Here is a 22,140-nt window from a genome sequence, read left to right as displayed (position 1 = left end):
TGTTTCTGTTAAAGACGAATTAGTTTTTTGAACGCCATTTGATATTGTGGGCTGTATTTCTTGAAGAAGTGACTTTAACACCACTTTTGATGTTGCCTTTTTTACGAGGAATTAAGTCAACTTTGACATCATACTTACCATCGCGTGCTAAATCGTAAACATTTTCAACCATTTCTGTAATTTTTTCTTTAAAGTTCATTCTTATCAACTCCAGACTATTCTTTCTTAATACTTTAGCATATTCTTATATAAATGAAAACTTTTCTAGCCTGTACATGAGGAAAATCTTACCTCATTTTTGTTATATAATTATACAAAAAAAGAACATCTCTCTACCAGAAATGTTCTGAAAACTGGGGTAGCTGGATTCGAACCAACGCATGACGGAGTCAAAGTCCGTTGCCTTACCGCTTGGCTATACCCCAAAAAAGAAAATGGAGGAAAGTGGATTCGAACCACTGAACCCTAAGGAACGGATTTACAGTCCGTCGCGTTTAGCCACTTCGCTATTCCTCCAAAAAGTCATTGTCGCTGTAACGACCTGACTTAGTTATAATACAATCTTTTCCAGAAAAAAGCAACCCTTTTTTTAAAAAAATTGTTATTTATTTTTTATTCACTTAAATTCCATTGACGAATAATTGTTTCAAAGGCTTCGTCCAGATTTTTTGCTGTACCTTCTTGCTTGCCATCAATTTCAATGATGAATTTTTTATCATTTTGCGGAATGACACGACCGATTTCTTTTTTACCAATAAATAATTTGTTCATTAAAACATTTGCTCCATTGTATTGGGCTTTTTCTTCTTCAACACGTACTTCAATATCTTTATTCTTTTTTGACATCTCTATCCCTCCAAGAACTCTATGTTATCAGAATCTTTAAAACAAAACAAGCACTCGCTATTTCTCTGTCAGATTGTTCGTTTATCGTTTCAATACAGCATTAAGGAGTAACGAAATGCGATTCGCTACTCCTTAAAGGCTGATTTCTATTCTTTTTCTGAACCTTCTGTTGCATGATAGTTCACGCTATTTGAGGTACCTTTTTTAGAAAAGTTTTCAATTAGCTCTTTCACGTCGAGGCCCGTTGTTTCTTTTAGTGTTTCTTGTGTACCAGCCAACAAGTTTGTTGCATAATTGGTAATACGGTTGGCGCCAGAATTTTCGCCACCTGCGCCTGTATCTACCACTGAAATCTTGTCGATGTTGCCCAGTGGTTGTGCTGCTTCTTTCATTAATTGTGGCAACATTTCCATCACCATACTTAACACAGCTGCTTCACCATATTCTTTGAAGGCATCAGCAATCTTTTGTTTGGCTTCGGCTTCCGCTGCACCACGAGCTAAAATAGCTTCGGCTTGCGCTTGACCTGTTAAACGCGTTTTATTGGCTTCCGCTTCGGCTAATGCTTCAACTTTGAAGCGTTCTGCTTCAGCTTCTGCTACTTCGCGTGCTTTTTGAGCAAGAGCTTCTTGTTCGCGTGCGTAACGATCTGCATCGGCTTTTTTCTTCACTTCTGAGTCGTATTGTTTTTCACGACGCGTAATTTCTTTTTCTTCTAACTCAATTTGTTTTTGACGTTCAACGACTTTGACTTCCATTTCTTGTTCCACCACGTGTTGTTGTGCACGCGCGCTTTCCAAGTTATAGGCTTGGTCTGCTTTGGCTTTGGCAATATCTTGTTCTTGTTTGTATAACGCTAATTTCAATTCTTTTTCTTTTGAAGCTTCTGCAATTTCTGTTTGACGTTGCAATTCCGCTTGTTGTGATTCTTTTTCTGCTTCCGCTTTTTTGATGCGAGTTTCTTTCAAAGCTTCTGCTTCAGCAATATCTGCATCACGTTTAACTTGAGCGATTCTTGGTTTCCCTAATGAATCCAAGTATCCATTTTTATCACGAACTTCTTTAATTGTGAACGACACAATAACTAAGCCCATTTTAGCTAAGTCAACACTGGCAACTTCTTGTACACTTTGGCTAAATTTATCACGGTTTTGGTAAATTTCCTCCACTGTCATTGAACCTAAAATCGAACGTAAATGTCCTTCTAATACTTCACGTGCTTCATTTTCTAATTCTTCCGTTGTTTTTCCTAAAAATTGTTCCGCTGCTGTCGCAATTTCTTCAACTGACGAACCAATTTTAATGATTGATGTCCCATCACACATCACAGGAACCCCTTGTTCTGTGTACACTTCTGGTGTAGAAACATCTAATTTGCTTGAAAGCAAACTAATTCGATTTGAACGTTGGAACACTGGTAAGACAAACGCACCACCGCCACGAACGATTTTAATTTTGTTGCCACCTTCGTCTACATGAACATTTTTAGAGCCTAGATAGCTCCCGCTGATAATTAACGCTTCATCAGGTTTGGCTGTCTGATATTTAGAAACAAACACAATTAATAACATTAATAATACTAAAACTGCAATAATAATCGGTAACAAAATCCCCATTTTCTTCTCTCCTACTCTATATTTTTAGACTGCCTTCGTAAGGAATGACATAACAAACCCGTTCTTTCAATTCAATAATCAATACCTCACTACCTCTTGGCGCAGCCACTTCTTGTGGCACATAAAATGCTGCTGGTCGACTTAACGAACCTGTGACACTCTTCAATTGAATCTCGCCCATTCCCCGGACAGGAATTGGGGTAATCACAGTAGCAACACGACCCTCCATGTCTTTTTCCGAAATAGAAATTGTGGCCTCCGAATTTTTCAAAGGGACCAACACATAAAAATTTAGGAAGAAAACAATAATGGTTGAAAGAATACCACTGACAATTAAAATAAGCCAACTATTCACCGCTGTTAATTCTTCCCCAAGGTACCCAAACAGCGAGGTAAAAGCAATCCATGGAATAATCAGCATTGGGTCAACCGGTCCATCAAAATTAAAAACATCCCCAAAAATAATTAGTAAAAAAGCGAGGACCGCGCTCCCCACTAATGCATAAAAATAAACCGTTTCCAATGGTAGACCTTCTAACACTTTTCCCACACTCCTTTCTGTGCTATAACCTAGTAATAGTGTACCAATTTTTAAATAAAAAGAGTAGTAATTTCCAAATAAATCTCAAAAGATACATCTTAAGACCTATTTTTTCTTAATAAAAGAAGCAGCAATAAACGAGCAGCCCTAGAATTATCGAACTTCTATGGACTCCTCGTTTTTTAAAATGTGCTATTCATTTGATTTTAACGCTTCAATCATATTGATTTTCTTCAATTTCCGATGCATAATGACCATCACAAACAACGTGAAACACATGGTGATGACTGCGGAATACAGATAACTTGGCCAATGAATAATTGGCGAAAACATAATTAAATCAACTTCAACGGTTGCTAAAATATACTGATGCAAAATTTTCCCAAAGAAGCAGCCAACAATAATACCAATGAACGTTAAAATAATGTTTTCACGGTAAACATAGGTGGTGACTTCACGATCGTAAAACCCTAAAACCTTAATCGTGGAAAGTTCTCGAATCCGTTCAGAAACATTAATGTTGGTTAAATTATATAACACAATTAACGCTAAAGAGCCAGAAACAGCAATTAGTACCCAAATGACAATATCAAGGCTTTTCAGCATATCATCAAACGAACCTTTCATCGCAGTTAAAAACGTAATGTTCAACACTTTCGGCTGTTTTGTCAACGCCTCTCCGATTGAGGTTTCTTGTTTTGAGGATAACTTTTTGTCAAAAAGTAGGAATTCTGTATTATACTCCGGCTTCTGTTTCGTCATCGTCTGGTAGAGTTTCGGCGTCATATAGACAAAATGACCCGTGTAGTTCTCTGCAATCGCGGCAATTTTCACGTGATAGGTTTGATTATCACTATTTTCTAAATTTAATTGATCTCCGACTTTATAGCCAAATAATTTAGCTAATTTTTCATTAATGATTACACCGTCATCGTTGAGGGAATATTTTTCTCCAGTGACTCGATCATTAAATAACTGAAAATCAGCCATTTTCGAAGGATCTTGTGGCACATAAAGAGTAATATTTTGAGTTGGTGCACCTTGGCCCTTCGTTTTAAAGATTTCTGAATATAACGGAATTGTTTTATTCAAACCATCCAGTTTGCGCAACGTTTCTTGATACTCTTTTGTCTCTTCAGGTGTTGTTTGCTCTTTAAAAGTCACGACTGCTTGGTAATGCCAGATTTTATTAAATTGAATTGTAGCGACATCCACAATTGAATCGCGTAAACCAAAACCAACAATTAACAGCCCCATACAACCAGCTATTCCGATAACGGTCATCAGCATCCGTCGTTTATAGCGGAACAGATTTCTAGCGGTCACTTTCTGAATAAAGCTCATGCGTTGCCATAAAGGGCGGATTCGTTCTAGTAAAATCCGTTGTCCTGCTTTCGGCGCTTTGGGTCTTAGCAAGGTAGCTGGGGTACTTAATAAATCGATTCTTAATGTCACTAAGGCCGCTCCCACAGTACAAGCTAAGGCTACAATGATGCCCCATAAACTGTAATTTAAGTACCACGGTGTAACTAAATCAGGAATATTGTACATTTGACCGTAGGCATCAAAAATTATTTTAGGGAATAGATAATAGCCAACTGCCAATCCTAATAATGCACCTGTTAGGCTGGCAACCGTTGCATAGGTAATAAAAATCGAAGCAATTTCACGATTACGATAACCTAAAGCTTTCAAACTACCAATTTCCATTCTTTTTTCTTCAACCATACGTGTCATGGTAGTTAAGCTGACTAATGCCGCAATTAGGAAAAAGAACAACGGGAACAGCGTGGCTAAAGAAGAAATCCGATCAGCGTTATCTTGATATTCAGAAAATCCTGGATTGTCTTCCCTAGTAAAATAATAATACGTTGGGGCTTTCAAATTGGCTAGCTCTGTTTCTTTTTCAGCCAACAGTTGTTCTTGTTTAGCCAATTCGTCTTTTTGCTTTTCAAGCATCTCAGCTGGAATTCCTGGTTGTTGCTCCAACTGCGCAAGTGCTTGTTTTCCCGTTTCCAGCGCTTGCCGACCTTGGTTAATGTCCGGCTGAGCCGAATCACGCAGAGCCGCAACCTGTTCTTCTGGCCGATTTTTCAGTGCCTCTTTTACTTGATTTAAGGCCTGCTCTCTTTTCTTTTCATAATCAGAGGAATACGTATTTTGATGTTTTAATGAACGAAATGAGATTAGCAATTCTGGATACCGTTGACTGTCAAAGGCTTTTTCCGAAACCACGCCAAAAAAGTTTAACGTTCCAGACCCGACCGTTGTGGTTCCCCTGGATGTATTATCAATATATTCTGGTGAATTGATAAATCCAACAACAGTAAAATGAGTTTGTTTCAGCCCTTTTTCTTTAATCGCTGCATCGTTTAAAGTGATTTTATCACCCATTTTATAGTCATATCTAGTTTTCGCTAATGTATCTAATGCAATTTCATTTGTTTGTTTAGGTAACCGACCGTCAACTACTTGATAGTTAACCGATCCTGCTTGATTTTTTCGATAGCCAAACAATTTTACTGCATTATTTTGCGGCCCAATCGTGGCATCTATTGTATACCGCGGCACAACTGTTTCGACATCTTTTAAAGACTGTAGTGTTGTTAAATCTTTCTTTTCCAGTCCCATTGTAGAAATTATTCGCGCATCTGGAAGCTGCTCTTTCTGGTAATAATTATTCGCGGTTTTAATCATATCTGGTCCAGTAGCTTTCAAACCAACAAAGACCATTACACCAAGGAAAATAATCCCCATAATCGATAAAAATCGTGTAGTAGATTGTCTAATTTCACGTAAGCTTGTTTTAATTAGCGCTGTTTTCTTCATTTTAGGCACCTACCATTCAATTTCAGCAACCAATTTAGGCTGATCATTCACAGTCATTTCGCGAACTTTCGCATCATTAATTCGAATTACCCGATCGGCCATTTCTGCAATGGCTGAATTGTGGGTAATAATTAAGACGGTCGTTCCAGTTTCACGAGCAGTATTTTGCAAAATAGTTAAAATTTGTTTCCCTGTTTCATAATCCAGTGCTCCTGTCGGTTCATCACATAAAAGTAACTTGGGCTTTTTAGCAATCGCACGGGCGATGGTCACTCGTTGTTGTTCACCACCAGAAAGTTGCGCTGGAAAATTATCTAAACGTTCCCCTAAACCCACCGATTGTAAAACAGTGGTCGAATCCAACGCATCCGCAACGATTTGCGAAGCCAATTCGACATTTTCTTTTGCCGTTAAATTTGGGACTAAATTGTAAAATTGGAAAACAAACCCGACATCATTTCGTCGATAAGTGGTTAATTGTTTCTCTGAAAACTGAGCGATATCTGTGCCATCAATAATAATTTCCCCTTCATCACAGCTGTCCATTCCACCAAGAATATTTAAAACAGTTGATTTTCCAGCACCGCTGGGGCCTAAAATAACCGCTACTTCTCCTTTTTCCACTTCAAAAGAAATGCCGTCATTCGCAGTAATAGTTGTCTCTCCCATTTGGTAACGCTTGTATTCATTTTTGACTTCAATATAGGCCATCCACTATCCCTTCCCTTCTACATTAAAATAGTAACATATCTGAGAAAACAAGTCTTTCAAAGAAAAGCCTTTTTTGATTTTTTAGCAAATTTACGTATAATAGAAAAGATGGTCCACTTAAATTTGGACTATTGCAAGTATAAAATTAGAGGAGCACGTTATGGCAAACAGAAAGAAGAAACCACCATTTAATTCAACCATCATGCTGATTGGCGCATTAATCATTTTAATTTTAGGCGCGGTTGGCGTTAAAGTTCCTGATGCTTTACAAGATTTATTTAATGTTCAACCACAAACAACTACCCCTTCAAGCACACCAGCACCAAAAGGAGATAATCCAGGACCAATTGAAAATGGTAAAGCCACATTTTCAGCAGAGGAATTAAAGGATAACTCAAACGGCTGGATTACTTATCATTCACTAGATCGTCTAAAACGAGCGACAGGCGCTGATGCGCTATTAAAACCCGCAATGGTCAATACAGGAACTTCCGCTAATAAAGATATTCGACCAGCTGGTTTCATTTCAGGAAAAGCTAATCATTCGCGTGGCCACCTAATCGGCCGTCAAATGGGAGGCAGTGGTGATGATCCACGTAACTTAACCACCTTGTATCAGAATCCTGTCAACACTCCTTATATGACGAAATATGAAAATCAGATTCGGGCAGCTCTTGATCGCGGCGAAACCGTTCGCTATCGCGTGACACCTGTATATAACGGAAACGATTTGTTGGCTGAAAAAATCATCTTAGAAGCCAAAAGCCTTAAAACAAATTCACCCATTGATTTTTCAGTAACTATTTTAAACAAACAATAAGGAGGAACTTTCATTGGATTTTGAACAGCTAAAAGAAACATTACCCGATGCAAAACCACAAACATTTTTGCAAGCAATCCTCTCTCAACCTCAAGAAGAGGATGCTGAATTAACTTTCAGTGAAGAAATTGATGAACAGTTTGTCGAAAATTGTAAATTTTTAGCCTCTCCGGAAACCATTTCTGAAACAGATGTGGAACATTGGCGCGAACAAGAATTTTTAGTTGTCGCCCAAAGTTTAGATGGCGATTATCTAGCAGGCACTCTAGAGCAAACCTTTGTGATTCCCAGCTCCCTTTACAAAGAGGATATTGAGCAATTTGACAAGCAATTAATCGATTTTTTTATTGCCTATGAAAACAAAGAAATCACTTCTGCGATTTTACCCAAAGAATTATAAAAAAAGCTTGCGGATAAATTTCCGCAAGCTTTTTCTTGTGTCTTATGCTCGATAACGTTCTACGCCATCTAAATAAGTGGCTGCTAATTCCATGGTTGGTTCTAATACGATAAAGTCAGCATCACGACCATTTGCAATCATGCCGCATTGATCATCAATTTTACAGCTGATCGCAGGAACTAATGAAGCCATCATAATTGCTTGTGCAGGTGTTGCAATACCCCAATCAACTACATTTTTAATTGCTTCTTTTAGTTTTAAAATACTACCTGCTAAGTTCCCAGTATCCAAACGAGCCGTTCCTTCTGCTACCACAACAGGAAATTCACCTAAATTGTAGTTGCCATCTGGCATACCGCCAGCCATCATGCAGTCTGTAATTAACGCAACGTGATCATGGCCCGCTTTTTCCATCAATACTTCAGCCGCTTGCGGATGTACATGGTGTCCATCACAAATTAATTCAGAGAAAACGTGTTGTAACGTTAACAATGCACCAACCATCCCTGGTTCACGGTGATTTAAGCCACGCATCCCATTATATGCATGAACAAAAACGCTAGCGCCTGCTTCAACCGCCACATCAGCTTCTTCTAAGGTCGCATTACTATGGCCTAAAGCAACAACGACACCTTCATCTGTAACGGTTTCAACAAATTCTTTCACACCATTACGTTCTGGAGCCAACGCAATTTTCTTAATAATTCCGCCTGAAGCTTCTTGCCATTCGTGGAATGTATCAAGGTCTGGATCTCCAAAATAACTTGGATTTTGTGCGCCTTTATGTTCTTCAGTAAAGAAAGGTCCTTCAAAGTAAATCCCTTGAATTTTTGCACCAGGTACTTCTTGGTAGACTTGACCAATCGTACGTGCAACGTCTGTTAAACGTTCTTTACTTGAAGTTAACGTTGTTGGTAAAAATGAAGTTACACCACAAGATAATAAGCCTTCAGACATCACTTTAATGCCTTCTGCATCGTTATCCATTACGTCATGATTCATGTAACCATGAATATGAGTATCGACTAAACCTGGGGCAATCCATTTGCCTTCCTCACGAATAATTTTTACGTCCCCTTGCGGTTCATCTTTTGTATAATTACCAAAGATACCATCCGTGATTTCTAAATAACCAGGTCCTTTAACATCGCTTTTTAAAAAGAACTTGTCTGCAAAGATAAATGTTTTCATCTTCATCCTTCTTTCTTTATTTTACTTACTTCAAAAGTACTCTTAATCAGTACAAAAGTCAAGAAATGGTGTAGACCTTTTAAGTAATTCTGAGGATTTTTTAAAGATTGCCACTTTCCACATTTTTCATTTGTTGTGCTAAGTTTAAATAACGTTCTGCTTCTTCGTGTTTATTCTTTCTCATTAAAACTAAATATTTTAGATTTAATAATTCACTTAAATAATAATAACTATTTTTTTTGCGGGCCCAAGTAATTCCTTGATCCACATAAATTTCGGCATCTTTTTCTGTATAATTTTTAAATAAGAAATCAGCATAATTAAAAAATATTTTCGTTAATTCTGCATTACTGCGTTCATTTGGCAATTGATTAAAATAATGAATACTCAAACTTAAAAATCGTTCTGCTTCTACTCGATTGCCCATGTAACCATAAGTAGCACCTAGACAACTAATTAATTGAATCTCTAAATCAGAAACATTTAACTTATCAGCTTTATAGGTGAAAGATAACCCTTTACGCAAGCTAGCAATAGCTTTTTCATAATCATTTAGAACAAACAATTCACAACTACCTAAATAATAATAATATTTTTGCCAGTCCGTATCTAAATACAATTGTTCTTCAATACGATTTTCCTTTAAATAATTTAATAATAATTGATATTTTTTATGGCGAAAATATTCAGCCATTTTTTCAAATGAATACGTAACAACGTGCACATCACCAGATTTATAACGCATAATCTGGTCAACAGTCACACCTAAACGATCACAAAGTTGTTGCATCACGAGAACGTTTGGCAACTCTTCATTGTTTTCAATGCGACTTAAAACACTTTGCGAACAGATGTCTTCTGATAACATTTTCTGTGTCAATTTTCTATTTTTTCTAATTTCTTTAATAACTGCACCTAAAGAATTCATCACAATAGCTCCTATTTATATCGGCCATTTTCCTTGCAAAATGGGGATTTTGTCAAAATATGCGAATTCGCATTATGCTTTTATTGTACTTTATTGCATAATATACTGCAAGAACATTATCTAAGGTTTTCTTAGAAAATAAATAGGTTCATTTTTATTAAAAAGGAGTGTTATTGTATGGCCGAAGAGAAAAAGGTTCACTTCATTTGGGAAAAAACAAATTATTCAGGCTTTGTGGAGAAGGAGTATGAAAATTCTTATCTCATCGTAGTAGCAAATCCTAGTCCTGATATGGAAGAAAAATATACCAACCGAATGATTATTAGTAAAAAAGCATGTGAAACCGCAGAATAGTATTGTTGATAAAACAAGAACTACCAAAAAATAGCTTCGTTAGAGGCTATTTTTTGGTAGTTCTTTTATTTTTGTTTGTAGGTACTTAAAAATTCACGCATTTTATCTGCTGTAGTTTTTAAGTCTTCCATTTTCGGTAAATAAACAATACGGAAGTGATCTGGTTGTTGCCAGTTGAACCCACCACCATGGACTAATAAAATATGATGTTTGTGTAAGAAATCTAAAACAAATTTTTCATCATCATAAATGTCAAATTTGGCCGTATCAATTTTTGGGAAAATATAGAAAGCTGCTTTAGGCTTCACGGCTGATAAACCAGGAATATCATTTATCGCATTGTAAATAAATTCTCGTTGTTCGTAAATTCTGCCACCTGGTAAAAGTAAGTCATCGACACTTTGATAGCCGCCTAATGCGGTTTGAATGATTTGTTGTGACAACACATTCGAACATAACCGCATGGAAGCAAGCATATTTAGCCCTTCGATATACCCTTTTACTCGTGATTTATCTCCACTTAACACCATCCAACCACATCGGAAGCCTGCCACTCGATGTGATTTTGACAAACCATTCAATGTTACGACAAATAAATCAGGTGCTAATGTAGCAATCGGTACATGAACCAAACCGTCCATGACCAAACGATCATAAATTTCATCGGAGTAAATAATTAAATCATTTTGACGTGCCACTTCGACAATTTCTAGTAATAACTCTTTCGGATATAAAGCACCAGTCGGATTATTTGGATTTATAATAACGATTGCTTTTGTATTCGAAGTTATTTTTGATTTTATATCATCAATGTCTGGATACCATTCTGCTTGCTCATCACAAATATAATGAACGGGTGTACCGCCCGCCAAAGAAACAGAAGCAGTCCATAAAGGATAGTCTGGCATTGGCACAAGTACTTCATCGCCGTTATTTAACAAGCCTTGCATACACATGGTAATTAGTTCACTCACGCCATTACCAGTGTAAATATCATTAATCGTTACATTAGGAAATTTTTTTAATTGGCAATATTGTTCAATCGCTTTTCTTGCAGAAAAAATACCTTTTGAATCGGAATAACCTTCTGAATCGCGAACATTCACAATCATGTCGCGCACAATTTCATTTGGGGCATCAAAACCAAATGGCGCTGGATTCCCTGTATTTAATTTCAAAATACGTATGCCCTCTTCTTGCATGCGTTCTGCTTCTTCTAAAACAGGACCACGGACATCGTAACTTACGTTATTTAATTTATCAGATTTTTTAAAATTTCTCACACGGACTCCCTCGCTTCACAAATTTATACTCTAAAGTTACGCCAACTATAATGAAAAAGCAATAATAAATATCAGAATTTAATAAAAAATTGATGGTTTTTCCGTAATAAACAAGAGCGTGGGACAAAAATCACTTTGGATTTTTGCTCCACGCTCAAAAACTGATAAACGGCGGGAACAGAAGCAACTCCTTCTTATTTCTCGGAGTTAAACACTTCTGTCCCGACCTCTTGTTATACTAGTTGATGCAGATGATGGGACTCGAACCCACACGGACATCTGTCCACATGACCCTCAATCATGCTTGTCTGCCAATTCCAACACATCTGCATTTTAAGAGCACTTATTTATCCTAAAATAATTACTGGTCTTTGTCAAGATAACAAAGACCAGAATTGTTAGATTTGTTCTTTTTTCGCTTGCCAGGACAAACGCCCATGACATTTTCCGCAGACATATCGTGTCGTATCAATTCGTCGTTTTCTGAGGATGACTTCTCCACAAGACTGACATTGGTACTGATGGAAAACTGCTTTTTTCCGTTCTACTAGAGGCGGTGCGTAACGGGCACCGCCAGTCTTAGCCAATAACTCTTTAAAGTCCTTATCTTTATGCTGATAGCCTTTGCCAGCTAAATGTAAATGATAGTGACATAACTCATGCTTAATGACTTTTTCCAGTTCCTCTTGTCCATACTTTAAAAAGACAGTTGGATTAAAATCCAGGTGATGCGAAGCTAAATGATAGCGACCGCCCGTAGTTTTTAACCGCCGATTAAATGTAGCTTGATGCAGAAAAGGTTTCTGAAAAAATACGATTGAAATTTTTTCCACTAGCGTTTGAAGCGCTTGATCTGTCATCAAGACTGGTTGAGACTCTTTCATTGTTACTCTTTTCTATCAGCCCGAGGCAACATGGTTAAACTAATACGCCCCTTTTTCAAGTCAACATCTTCTACCCAAACTGTGACTACATCCCCCACCGCAACAACATCCGTTGGGTGCTTAACAAATTTAGGACTTAACTTAGAAATGTGGACTAAGCCATCTTGCTTCACACCAATATCGACAAACGCACCAAAGTCAATTACGTTTCGAACAGTCCCTTGCATTTCCATTCCTGGTTTCAAATCTTCCATCGTCAACACGTCTTTACGTAAAAGTGGTGCTGACATCTCATCGCGCATATCACGACCTGGTTGGATTAAACTAGCAATAATATCCGTGAGTGTTTCTGAACCTACTTCTAACTCAGTAGCTAATTGATTCACTGGTAACTGTTTCAATTTTTCGATAGCTTCTGCTGTCCCTAATTCTTTAGAAGCAATCTCTGCTTTTTCTAAAATTGCTTGTGCTACTGGATAACTTTCTGGGTGAATGCCAGTGTTATCTAACACATTTTTGCCATTAGGAATTCGTAAAAAGCCAATTGCTTGTTCAAATGCTTTTGGTCCTAAACGAGGTACTTTTTTGACTTGATTTCGTGCTGTAAAGACACCATTTTCATCACGATAAGTGACTAAGTTTTGCGCCGTTGTTTTATTTAAGCCAGAAATATGTTGTAAAAGTTGAGCGCTCGCTGTATTCACATCGACACCAACTTGGTTTACTGCAGTTTCCACAACAAAATCCAATTGCTCGGCAAGACGTTTTTGCGATACGTCATGCTGATATTGACCGACCCCGACTGCTTTGGGATCAATTTTTACTAATTCTGCCAACGGATCTTGCAAACGACGTGCAATGCTGACCGCACTTCGTTCTTCGACTTGTAAATCAGGAAACTCTTTACGAGCCACTTCACTCGCAGAGTAAACGGAAGCCCCTGCTTCATTAACAATCACGTAAAAGACGTCCCGTTTCACCGCTTTTAATTGCTCTGCCACAAACAATTCAGATTCACGACTTGCCGTTCCGTTTCCAATAGCTACCATGTCCACTTGATAGTCTTCAATGATCTTTTTAAAGGCTGGACCAGCGGCTTCACGTTTCGCAGCAGTCGCTGGTTTATGTGGATAAATCACTTGAATTGCTAAAACTTTACCCGTTTCATCGACAACTGCTAATTTACAACCTGTCCGATAAGCCGGGTCAAATCCTAGAACAACTTTTCCTTTAAGTGGTGACTGTAATAATAAATTACGTAAATTTTCACCGAAAATTGCAATCGCTTGTTCATCAGCTTTTTCTGTTAATTCATTGCGGATCTCCCGTTCAATCGCTGGTCCAATAAATCGTTTATAGCTATCTAAATAAGCAGCCTCAATGTATGGAGCAGCAAAACTTGTTGCTTGTTTGCCGATTAGTTGACGTTGGAAATAATCATTAATTTTTGTTTCATCAGCGACAAGGGAAACCTTTAAAATGTCTTCTTTTTCACCACGATTCGTTGCTAAGACACGGTGCGGCACCATTTTGCTAACTGGTTCTGCAAAATCGTAATACATTTCATAGGTCCGCTTTTCGTCTTTTTCTTCGTCCTTAACTACGCTAACGTATTGCGCATGTTTAACCATATAATCACGTAACCATGTTCGGTATTTTGGTTCATCGCTAATACGTTCTGCTAAAATTTCATGAGCACCTTGCAAGGCTATCTCGGCGGTTGCAACTTCTTTTTCTTCATTAATAAAAGTAGCCGCTTTAGCTAAGATATCCGCGTTTTCAGGTAAAGAGAGCAACCAATCTGCTAATGGTTCCAACCCTTTTTCTTTCGCGATAGTCGCTTTGGTCCGACGTTTTTGTTTATATGGTCGATATAAATCTTCCACTTGTTGCATTTTTACTGCTTTTTGAATATCTGTTTTGAGTTCTTTTGTTAGTTTTCCTTGCTCTTCAATTAAACGGAGAACTTCTTCTTTCCGCTTTTTCAAGTTTTGTAAATAATGATAACGTTCTTCTATTTCACGGATTTGGACTTCATCTAAACTTCCAGTCATTTCTTTCCGGTAACGGGCAATAAAAGGAACTGTATTTCCTTCATTTAATAAAGTTAAAACCGTTGTTATTTGTTTTGAACGATACGTTGTCAATTCTTTTTGAAGTAGCGCTACTACTTCTTCGTTATAAGCTTCTGCCATTAACTAGATACCTCTTTTCTTATGCATACTTATCTATTTTAGCATATTTTTGCTTCTAAATATAGAAGTGAGGTAACTGATTCATACGATTAAGGAATCAAAATTCTGGTTGCCACGCAGGGGTGCGTTTTTGATATTCGATATCTTGGACAATGCCTTTTTCATTAAAAATCACACCATGCACAGAGCCACCAAAAATAGCACCACCATCTATCCCAATTTTTCCATCACTTTGCCAAAGGTCCGTGGTCTGCATATCACCATGTAACATCGGAGTAATGGTATGACCAAAAACAATGGTCTTGCCTGTATTATTTTTCCCTTGATGAAAGGGTTCGCGAATCCACAAAAAATCCTTAGGTGCTGTTTGCCGCCAATCTTCCATCGTTAAATCAACCCCAGCATGCACAAATAAGTAATGCTGCCATTCAAAATAAAGTGGTCGTTTTGTTAAAAAATCAATTAACTCTGGATAGCGACTACGGATCATTAAGGCCATTTCTGTTGGTGAGTATTCTGCAGTAGCTCCTGGATGCAAGAGACTTTCAATTGTTTCCTTGCCACCATTGCGAACATATCCTACAAACCAGTCCTCTGGATTTTGAAGAAACTGCAAAAAATATTCTTCATGATTGCCTCGTAAATAAACAGCGCCGTGTTGCTCGACAAGTTCTTTTCCTTTGAGAAAACAGGCTTTAGAATGTGGACCACGGTCGTTTAAATCACCAATTAAAACTAGCTGATGCTCGACTGGATCATAGTCTGTGAGTAAGGCATCAAACAAATCTGCTTGTCCATGAATATCACTGATTACATAAACATATGGTTTCATAAATAAGCCCTCCTAACTTGCTTATATTAAGTATACGCTAAATTTTAAAATATTCTCGTAAAATGTTTGGAAATAAAAAACGAAAATAGGACATAAGTCAAAACGACTTATGTCCCACTCTCTAAATCTTAAAATAATCAGTTGAACAAAAGCAGCACCTACAATTACTCGTTGCAATTTAGCCTTCGAGAGTGATGAACACTTGGAGCTAACTGCTTTTGTCTCTGACTCGTTTGGTTTATTTTTTCTTCTTACCGCCAAACGCATCTTTCATTTTATCAAAGAAGCCTTCTTCTTGTTGTTCAGTTACATTTTGTCCGCCAGCTTTTGCAAAAGCTCGTAGGGCATCCTTTTGTTCTTCATTAAGATTTTTTGGTGTTATTAATTTCACTTTCACGTGTTGATCACCATTGCCCCCACCACGTAAACGTGGCGCACCTTTGCCTCTTAAGCGGAAGTTTGTGCCAGTTTGTGTTCCAGCCGGAATTTTTAATTTCACGTCACCATGAACAGTTGGGACAGTTACTTCGTCCCCTAGAGCCGCTTGGACAAAACTTACTGGTAAATCATAGTAGATTTCTGCGCCATCTCGATCGAAAATATCACTATCTTCAACACGAAAGACTACATATAAATCACCATATGGTCCACCATTGGTACCCGCTTCTCCTTGGTTAGCTAAGCGCATTTGTTGGCCGTCTTCTACTCCAGCAGGCACATTTACTTTGACAGTATGTGCTTTTTTCTCATGACCTGTGCCATGACAAGTTGGACATGGTTCTTTAATTTCTTTCCCTGTGCCATGACACACATCACAAGTTTGACGACTCATCATACGACCTAATGGCGTTTGACGTTCAACATTGATTGTTCCAGAGCCATGACATTTATGACAAGTTTCTGGGTGTGTGCCTGGTTTGGCGCCATTACCGCCACAGGTTGCACAAGTATCTTCTCGATTGTACTTAATCTCTTTTTCGACACCGAAAATAGCTTCTTCAAATTTCAATTGAATTGTATATTGTAAATCGGCGCCTTGTCTTGGTGCATTTGGATCAACAGAACGGCCACCGCCGCCACCAAAGAATGAATCGAAAATATCTTCGAATCCACCAAAACCACTACTGCTAAATCCGCCGCCACCGAAACCGCCAAAGCCACCAGCGCCGCCACCGTAATTAGGATCAGTTCCTGCATGGCCATATTGGTCATAGGCCGCTTTTTTCTGTGGATCACTTAATACTTCATACGCTTCAGAAACTTCTTTAAATTTTTCTTCCGCATCGGCTTCTTTGTTAATATCTGGATGGTACTTTTTGGAAAGTTTGCGGTATGCTTTTTTAATTTCATCATCTGAAGCACCTTTTGCTAATCCTAGCACTTCATAATAATCTCGTTTCGTCGCCATTGACTTCCCTCCAACTTTCTTCAAACTTTACAATGTGTTTAGAACCAGCCAAATTCATCGATTGCTTTCGGTCTCTCTGGTTGGATTATCTGTCACACCTTGAATCAGTGTTACTAGCTGTGAATAGGTATTTTCAGCTTGTTTAACATCGTTGTAATCATACCACAGTTCTTTCAAAACCTAAATAGTTTCTTGCTAACTTGATTGTGGTTGATTTTCTCACAAAAGACAAGGGACTGGGACATTAGTCATTGTACTAATGATCCAGTCCCTAAAATCAATTGTTATTGATTATTTGTCATCACCATTTACTTCTTCAAAATCAGCATCGACAACATCATCAGCGCCACCTTGGGCAGCTTCAGGATTTTCTTGTGCTTGTTGTTGCGCAGCTTGTTCGTAAAGTTTTACTGTTAAGTTTTGGACGATTTCATTCAATGAATCACGTTTTGCTTTCATTTGTTCGATATCGTTTGCTTCGATGGCTGCTTTTAATTCATCACGCGCATCTTCTGCTTTTTTCACTTCTTCAGCGTCTACTTTGCCTTCTAATTCTTTCAATGTTTTATCAACAGTGAATAATAAAGCATCTGCATCGTTACGTAAGTCAACTTCTTCTTTACGTTGTTTATCTGCTTCAGCGTTTGCTTCAGCATCTTTCACCATACGTTCGATTTCATCATCAGATAAACCTGAAGAAGATTTAATCGTGATTGTTTGTTCTTTTTGAGTGCCTAAGTCTTTCGCACGAACATTTACAATCCCGTTTTTATCAATGTCAAAGCTTACTTCAATTTGTGGCACACCACGAGGAGCCGCAGGAATATCTGTTAATTGGAAACGACCTAATGTTTTATTATCAGCGGCCATTGGACGTTCACCTTGTAAAACGTGAATATCAACAGCTGGTTGATTGTCAGCAGCAGTTGAGAAGACTTGTGATTTACTTGTTGGAATCGTAGTGTTACGATCAATTAATTTTGTAAATACGCCACCCATTGTTTCAATCCCTAATGACAACGGTGTTACGTCTAATAAGACAACGTCTTTAACATCACCAGTGATTACACCACCTTGGATTGCAGCACCCATTGCTACTACTTCGTCAGGGTTAACTGATTTGTTTGGTTCTTTGTTTGTTTCTTTGCGAACAGCTTCAACTACAGCTGGAATACGTGTTGAACCACCAACTAGGATAACTTCGTCGATTTCAGAAGGATTTAATCCAGCATCTTTTAAGGCTTGACGTACTGGTACTTTTGTACGTTCAACTAAATCACTTGTTAATTTATCAAATTTTGCACGAGTTAAGTTCATTTCTAAGTGCAATGGTCCTGCTTCGCCAGCAGTAATAAATGGCAAGCTGATTTGTGTGCTTGTTACACCTGATAAGTCTTTTTTCGCTTTTTCAGCAGCATCTTTCAAACGTTGTAATGCCATTTTATCGTTAGCTAAGTCAATGCCATTTTCTTTTTTAAATTCTGCAACCATGTAGTCAATGATCTTATTATCAAAGTCATCCCCACCTAGGTTGTTATCACCGGCTGTTGATAATACATCGAAAACGCCATCGCCTAATTCAAGGATTGACACGTCGAATGTACCACCACCAAGGTCAAAGACAAGAATTTTTTCATCTTTGTCTGTTTTATCTAAGCCATAAGCTAAAGCTGCTGCTGTTGGTTCGTTAACGATCCGTTCTACTTCTAAACCAGCAATTTTACCAGCATCTTTTGTTGCTTGACGTTGCGCATCGTTGAAATATGCAGGAACTGTAATAACTGCTTTTTCAACTTTTTCACCTAAATAGTCTTCAGCAAAACCTTTTAAATATTGTAAGATCATTGCAGAAACTTCTTGTGGTGTATATGATTTCCCTTCAACATCAACTTTGTAGCCAGCTTCACCCATGTGACGTTTAATAGATGAAATCGTGTTAGGATTTGTAACAGCTTGACGTTTTGCTACTTCGCCCACTTGAATTTCACCGTTTTTGAATGAAACGACCGAAGGAGTTGTGCGGTTACCTTCTGGGTTTGCAATAATTTTCGCTTCGCCGCCTTCTAGCACTGCGACAGCTGAGTTTGTTGTTCCTAAGTCAATACCAATAATTTTACTCATAGTGAATATCTCCAATCTGTATTAGTTTTCTATAATAATATATTTTTAATTAACGTTTGTTATTGTGCAACAATGACCATTGATGGTCGTAACACACGATCTTGTAATTTGTACCCTTTTTGTAGAACTTCAACAATGGTATCTGCTGGGGTTTCTTCAGAAGCAGGGACTGTTTGAACGGCTTGATGTAAATTTGGGTCAAAGGTTTCACCCATTGCTGGGATTTCTTCAATTCCTTCTTCTTTTAAAGCCACAGTAATACTTTCTAGCACCATCGAAATACCTTTTTTCAAGCTTTCGCCTTGTTCATCTGATACTTCAATAGCCATTGCTCGTTCTAAATTATCAATGGATGGTAAAATCTTTTTACCTAAATCTTGTGAGCGGTAACGAACTAATAATTCTCGTTCGTTTTTATTTCGATTGCTCATATTAGCAATTTCGGCTCTTGCCCGCAAGAACTTGTCTTCCATTTCGGAAAGCTCTGCTTTAAGATTTTCAATCTCTGTTGCTTCAACTTCTACTTCAGAAACGCCAGCAGCATCAACAGCTTCCATTTCTTCTTGTAATTCTTCTTGCTTCTCTTCTTTTTTACTCACTTCAGCAACTTCCTTTCTCTTTATGCATCTACTTCTTATCCTAACAAGGTTTGCTTAATTACCTAAAAAACGGTAATAGTCACCTAGTTGTGAAGCTAGCTCATGTCGAAACGTGTCTACCAAACCGAATATTTTTGAATACGGCATACTGGTTGGTCCTAGCAGGGCAATTGTTCCTTTGCCATGTCCTGATACTTCATACGTAGCAGTGATCATGCTCATATCTTCTAAGAGATTGTTGCCAATTTCTGAGCCGATACGAAAAACAATTGGATTTTCTGTTGTTGCAGAACCATTTAATAAATGCGTCAGCTCATCAGAATTTTGCATAAAGGAATAGACAGATTTCAATTGTTCAATATCTTGTTTGATGCCAAAATCTAACAAATTCATGCGACCACCGACAAAGACTTTTTCTTCAAAGGCATGTCCTAACATCTCATCGAATAAGTTCATCATTCCTTCTGGCGTTTGGAAATAGCGATGTAAAATCATCGGAATCTCCGTCCGCAAACGATGATAAACGGTCAACAAAGGTTGTCCAACCAACTTATCATTGATGATTTGTGTCATTTTTTCAAGATCTTGGCTAGAAACAGCGGCAGGAATGGCAAATACTTGGTTTTCAACATTGCCTTTATCTGTCACTATAATAGCAAGGACTTGCCGATCATTCAAAGGAACCATTCGAAAGCCGGTTAATTTCCGTTCTTTCACTTCAGGTCCTAATGAAAAAGCAGTATAACTTGTCAATTCTGATAGAATTTCAGCTGATTGTCGAATAATATCATTAATCTCATGAAATTCTTTTCCAAAAGATTGACGGATTCTTCTAAGTTCGTTCTCTTCTACTTGTGTTGGTTGTAAAAGATGATCCACGTAGTAACGATAACCAGCCATTGAGGGAATTCGCCCTGAAGAAGAATGAGTCTTAGCTAATAAGCCGTATTCTTCTAATGCTTTCATATCATTACGAATTGTGGCAGAACTAGAGGCAATGCCATCCTCCATCAATTTCTTAGAACCGACAGGTAAGCCCGTGTTCGTGTAATTTTGGATGATAAGTCTCAAGATATTTTGTTGTCTTTCTGTAATCATCGTTATTACCACCCTTCATTAGCACTCTTAACATCTAAGTGCTAACTACATATACTAATATAACAAGTCCTTACCTTTTTGTCAAGGGAAATACGCAACTTTTTAGCACTCTTAACGCAAGAGTGCTAATCGCTGCAAACCACCTTCAAAAACCATCAATACCAACTTTTGTAATAAAAAAATCATCGAAATGCTTGGTCACACTTCGATGATTTTTTTATTTTTTTACTCTTTTTCACTTAACAAAAATGCTTCAAAAACATTATTCCCCACAAATAGTCCTTTTTTCGTTAAACGTAAGATATCTGCTTCTTCAATTAATAATTCTTCTTTGATTAAGCGTTGAATGACCTCTCCATAAATTGCTTCAATTGGTTCCTGAAATTTTTGTTGGAATTTTTGTTTAGAAATGCCTACTTTTTTACGTAAGCCTAAAAATAGCTCTTCTTCTATTTGATTTAGACGAGTTAATTCTTCAGTCTCCACAATTGGCAATTGATTTTCTCGCAAGGGTTTCAAATAATGTTGGATTGGACCGTGATTTTTGTAACGAGTTTGCCCAAGATAGCCGCTGGCACCTGCGCCAAATCCATAGTAGTGGTCATTATTCCAATAAGCCAGATTATGCTGGCTTTCTTTTCCTGTTAAAGCAAAATTACTGACTTCATATTGGTGACGTCCTTTTTTCTCCATTGCTTCAATCGTTTCGTCAAACATCTGTGCTTCGATTTCTTCTTCAGGCAGCTGTAACCGTCCTTGACGAACCCAGTTCATGAACATTGTTTTATTTTCAAGAATTAATGAATAAAGCGAATAGTGCGGCAAGTCCAATGCTAAGGCTCTTGTCAAAGTATCGCGAAAACTTTCCAATGTTTGTCCAGGTAAAGCATAGATTAAGTCAATACTGACATTGGTAAAATTTTCTTTCTCTAAAAATTTCATTGTTTCATAAACATCTGCGGCGGTGTGCTTGCGACCGATTTTTTTGAGCAAGCGATCATCAAATGTCTGAACGCCCATCGAAAGACGATTGACGCCATAGTTTTTCATGACTTGTAATTTTTCTTGGGTTAAATCACCAGGGTTTGCTTCCACCGTAAATTCATTTCGGTCATCAAACGTTAGCTGTTCGCGAACCCCTTTTAGTAGCACATCTAACTGTTTCGCTGATAATGAAGTTGGCGTGCCTCCGCCAATATAGATGGTTTTCATTTCTTGTTCTGGATACAATGCTTGCGTAAGTTGAATTTCTTTTAATAAACTCTGAATATATTCATCAACTGGTTGTCCTTCTAAAAAGACCTTGTTAAAATCGCAATAATAACAAATATGCTCACAAAATGGAATATGAATATAGGCCGACCGATCGAACATCGGCGTTGAAGTTGAAAGTTGGTTTGTTTTTGTCATTAGCTCGTTTTATCTCCTTATTACCAAAAAGCTCGTTCTTTTTGGAAAGTCTCTACTAGCCATACTAACTGTAA

The 22,140-nt window shown here is 37.8% G+C and carries 21 protein-coding genes and 3 tRNA genes; 3 read left to right on the top strand and 21 right to left on the bottom strand.

The features are described 5' to 3' along the window. Positions 1–19: 19 nt before the first annotated feature. From IGJ46_RS05390 to IGJ46_RS05355, 8 genes are all read right to left on the bottom strand, one after another. On the bottom strand, positions 20–199 hold the full coding sequence (locus IGJ46_RS05390) for a hypothetical protein (protein ID WP_002357804.1): 180 nt from the start codon (positions 197–199) through the stop codon (positions 20–22). A 154-nt stretch (positions 200–353) separates the two neighbouring features. Continuing rightward, positions 354–425, bottom strand: a tRNA-Gln gene (locus tag IGJ46_RS05385). Positions 426–435: 10 nt separating this feature from the next. Then, a tRNA-Tyr gene (locus IGJ46_RS05380) sits at positions 436–516 on the bottom strand. 96 nt (positions 517–612) lie between these two features. Beyond that, a complete protein-coding gene (locus IGJ46_RS05375) occupies positions 613–846 on the bottom strand; it encodes a DUF2969 domain-containing protein (RefSeq protein WP_002357806.1) in 234 nt (77 codons plus the stop codon). Positions 847–992: 146 nt separating this feature from the next. After that, positions 993–2,462, bottom strand: coding sequence for a flotillin family protein (locus IGJ46_RS05370; protein ID WP_002357808.1), 1,470 nt, complete (start codon positions 2,460–2,462; stop codon positions 993–995). Between the two features lie 16 nt (positions 2,463–2,478). Beyond that, positions 2,479–3,012 (bottom strand): hypothetical protein, encoded by a 534-nt coding sequence (locus IGJ46_RS05365; RefSeq protein ID WP_002357809.1) that lies wholly within the window; start codon positions 3,010–3,012, stop codon positions 2,479–2,481. Positions 3,013–3,195: 183 nt separating this feature from the next. Further along, positions 3,196–5,832 carry an FtsX-like permease family protein gene (locus IGJ46_RS05360; RefSeq protein ID WP_305733589.1) on the bottom strand — a complete coding sequence of 879 codons (2,637 nt, stop codon included), beginning with the start codon at positions 5,830–5,832 and terminating at the stop codon, positions 3,196–3,198. Between the two features lie 9 nt (positions 5,833–5,841). Further along, positions 5,842–6,543, bottom strand: coding sequence for an ABC transporter ATP-binding protein (locus IGJ46_RS05355; protein WP_002360463.1), 702 nt, complete (start codon positions 6,541–6,543; stop codon positions 5,842–5,844). Between the two features lie 160 nt (positions 6,544–6,703). Here IGJ46_RS05355 and IGJ46_RS05350 point away from each other — a divergent pair, with 160 nt between their 5' ends. Both IGJ46_RS05350 and IGJ46_RS05345 read left to right on the top strand, forming a co-directional pair. Then, positions 6,704–7,363: a DNA/RNA non-specific endonuclease gene (locus tag IGJ46_RS05350; RefSeq protein ID WP_002357812.1), complete on the top strand. Its 660-nt coding sequence runs from the start codon at positions 6,704–6,706 to the stop codon at positions 7,361–7,363. A gap of 13 nt (positions 7,364–7,376) precedes the next feature. Then, complete coding sequence (locus tag IGJ46_RS05345) at positions 7,377–7,763, top strand: hypothetical protein (protein ID WP_002357813.1); 387 nt, start codon at positions 7,377–7,379, stop codon at positions 7,761–7,763. Between the two features lie 42 nt (positions 7,764–7,805). Here IGJ46_RS05345 and nagA read toward each other — a convergent pair whose 3' ends face one another. Together nagA and IGJ46_RS05335 are read right to left on the bottom strand one after the other, a co-directional pair. After that, positions 7,806–8,954 (bottom strand): N-acetylglucosamine-6-phosphate deacetylase, encoded by a 1,149-nt coding sequence (gene nagA, locus IGJ46_RS05340; RefSeq protein WP_002357814.1) that lies wholly within the window; start codon positions 8,952–8,954, stop codon positions 7,806–7,808. A gap of 100 nt (positions 8,955–9,054) precedes the next feature. Continuing rightward, positions 9,055–9,882: a helix-turn-helix domain-containing protein gene (locus IGJ46_RS05335; RefSeq protein WP_002381942.1), complete on the bottom strand. Its 828-nt coding sequence runs from the start codon at positions 9,880–9,882 to the stop codon at positions 9,055–9,057. A 177-nt stretch (positions 9,883–10,059) separates the two neighbouring features. On the opposite strand from IGJ46_RS05335, the gene IGJ46_RS05330 reads away from it, so the two are divergent. After that, entirely contained in the window at positions 10,060–10,236 is a 177-nt protein-coding gene (locus tag IGJ46_RS05330) for a hypothetical protein (RefSeq protein ID WP_002357816.1), read from the top strand. Positions 10,237–10,301: 65 nt separating this feature from the next. On the opposite strand, the gene IGJ46_RS05325 is transcribed toward IGJ46_RS05330, so the two are convergent. From IGJ46_RS05325 to hemW, 11 genes are all read right to left on the bottom strand, one after another. After that, the gene (locus IGJ46_RS05325) at positions 10,302–11,519 is read right to left on the bottom strand and encodes a pyridoxal phosphate-dependent aminotransferase (protein ID WP_002357817.1); all 1,218 of its coding nucleotides are present in this window, start codon (positions 11,517–11,519) and stop codon (positions 10,302–10,304) included. A gap of 246 nt (positions 11,520–11,765) precedes the next feature. Next, positions 11,766–11,849, bottom strand: a tRNA-Leu gene (locus IGJ46_RS05320). A 68-nt stretch (positions 11,850–11,917) separates the two neighbouring features. Then, entirely contained in the window at positions 11,918–12,379 is a 462-nt protein-coding gene (locus IGJ46_RS05315) for a SprT family protein (RefSeq protein ID WP_002365561.1), read from the bottom strand. Between the two features lie 26 nt (positions 12,380–12,405). Then, positions 12,406–14,598 carry a Tex family protein gene (locus IGJ46_RS05310; protein WP_002381943.1) on the bottom strand — a complete coding sequence of 731 codons (2,193 nt, stop codon included), beginning with the start codon at positions 14,596–14,598 and terminating at the stop codon, positions 12,406–12,408. A 97-nt stretch (positions 14,599–14,695) separates the two neighbouring features. Then, complete coding sequence (locus IGJ46_RS05305; protein ID WP_096397706.1) at positions 14,696–15,430, bottom strand: metallophosphoesterase family protein; 735 nt, start codon at positions 15,428–15,430, stop codon at positions 14,696–14,698. A gap of 238 nt (positions 15,431–15,668) precedes the next feature. Then, positions 15,669–16,838 (bottom strand): molecular chaperone DnaJ, encoded by a 1,170-nt coding sequence (gene dnaJ, locus IGJ46_RS05300; RefSeq protein ID WP_002357822.1) that lies wholly within the window; start codon positions 16,836–16,838, stop codon positions 15,669–15,671. Positions 16,839–16,892: 54 nt separating this feature from the next. Beyond that, positions 16,893–17,015, bottom strand: a complete 123-nt coding sequence (locus tag IGJ46_RS05295) for a hypothetical protein (RefSeq protein WP_002357824.1) — start codon at positions 17,013–17,015, stop codon at positions 16,893–16,895. 114 nt (positions 17,016–17,129) lie between these two features. Then, positions 17,130–18,959, bottom strand: a complete 1,830-nt coding sequence (dnaK, locus tag IGJ46_RS05290) for a molecular chaperone DnaK (protein ID WP_218391526.1) — start codon at positions 18,957–18,959, stop codon at positions 17,130–17,132. A 59-nt stretch (positions 18,960–19,018) separates the two neighbouring features. After that, on the bottom strand, positions 19,019–19,558 hold the full coding sequence (gene grpE / locus IGJ46_RS05285; RefSeq protein WP_002357827.1) for a nucleotide exchange factor GrpE: 540 nt from the start codon (positions 19,556–19,558) through the stop codon (positions 19,019–19,021). 54 nt (positions 19,559–19,612) lie between these two features. Beyond that, the gene (gene hrcA, locus IGJ46_RS05280) at positions 19,613–20,656 is read right to left on the bottom strand and encodes a heat-inducible transcriptional repressor HrcA (protein ID WP_002357828.1); all 1,044 of its coding nucleotides are present in this window, start codon (positions 20,654–20,656) and stop codon (positions 19,613–19,615) included. Positions 20,657–20,881: 225 nt separating this feature from the next. Continuing rightward, a complete protein-coding gene (gene hemW / locus IGJ46_RS05275) occupies positions 20,882–22,030 on the bottom strand; it encodes a radical SAM family heme chaperone HemW (protein WP_002360468.1) in 1,149 nt (382 codons plus the stop codon). Positions 22,031–22,140 lie beyond the last annotated feature (110 nt).

It is taken from the genome of Enterococcus sp. AZ120, from assembly GCF_050546165.1.
Taxonomy (GTDB): domain Bacteria; phylum Bacillota; class Bacilli; order Lactobacillales; family Enterococcaceae; genus Enterococcus; species Enterococcus faecalis.
Note: the sequence above shows the minus strand (reverse complement) of the source record. Positions and strands in the feature narration are given on the sequence as shown.

Bases quoted from the DNA above. Each gene is read 5' to 3' on its own strand.
- IGJ46_RS05305 (WP_096397706.1), bottom strand. From the start codon at position 15,430: ATGAAACCATATGTTTATGTAATCAGTGATATTCATGGACAAGCAGAT.
- IGJ46_RS05370 (WP_002357808.1), bottom strand. From the start codon at position 2,462: ATGGGGATTTTGTTACCGATTATTATTGCAGTTTTAGTATTATTAATG.
- IGJ46_RS05390 (WP_002357804.1), bottom strand. From the start codon at position 199: ATGAACTTTAAAGAAAAAATTACAGAAATGGTTGAAAATGTTTACGAT.
- IGJ46_RS05335 (WP_002381942.1), bottom strand. From the start codon at position 9,882: ATGAATTCTTTAGGTGCAGTTATTAAAGAAATTAGAAAAAATAGAAAA.
- hemW (WP_002360468.1), bottom strand. From the start codon at position 22,030: ATGTTCGATCGGTCGGCCTATATTCATATTCCATTTTGTGAGCATATT.
- IGJ46_RS05315 (WP_002365561.1), bottom strand. From the start codon at position 12,379: ATGACAGATCAAGCGCTTCAAACGCTAGTGGAAAAAATTTCAATCGTA.
- dnaJ (WP_002357822.1), bottom strand. From the start codon at position 16,838: ATGGCGACGAAACGAGATTATTATGAAGTGCTAGGATTAGCAAAAGGT.
- IGJ46_RS05310 (WP_002381943.1), bottom strand. From the start codon at position 14,598: ATGGCAGAAGCTTATAACGAAGAAGTAGTAGCGCTACTTCAAAAAGAA.
- IGJ46_RS05375 (WP_002357806.1), bottom strand. From the start codon at position 846: ATGTCAAAAAAGAATAAAGATATTGAAGTACGTGTTGAAGAAGAAAAA.
- IGJ46_RS05350 (WP_002357812.1), top strand. From the start codon at position 6,704: ATGGCAAACAGAAAGAAGAAACCACCATTTAATTCAACCATCATGCTG.
- IGJ46_RS05330 (WP_002357816.1), top strand. From the start codon at position 10,060: ATGGCCGAAGAGAAAAAGGTTCACTTCATTTGGGAAAAAACAAATTAT.
- hrcA (WP_002357828.1), bottom strand. From the start codon at position 20,656: ATGATTACAGAAAGACAACAAAATATCTTGAGACTTATCATCCAAAAT.
- IGJ46_RS05355 (WP_002360463.1), bottom strand. From the start codon at position 6,543: ATGGCCTATATTGAAGTCAAAAATGAATACAAGCGTTACCAAATGGGA.
- IGJ46_RS05360 (WP_305733589.1), bottom strand. From the start codon at position 5,832: ATGAAGAAAACAGCGCTAATTAAAACAAGCTTACGTGAAATTAGACAA.
- dnaK (WP_218391526.1), bottom strand. From the start codon at position 18,959: ATGAGTAAAATTATTGGTATTGACTTAGGAACAACAAACTCAGCTGTC.
- nagA (WP_002357814.1), bottom strand. From the start codon at position 8,954: ATGAAAACATTTATCTTTGCAGACAAGTTCTTTTTAAAAAGCGATGTT.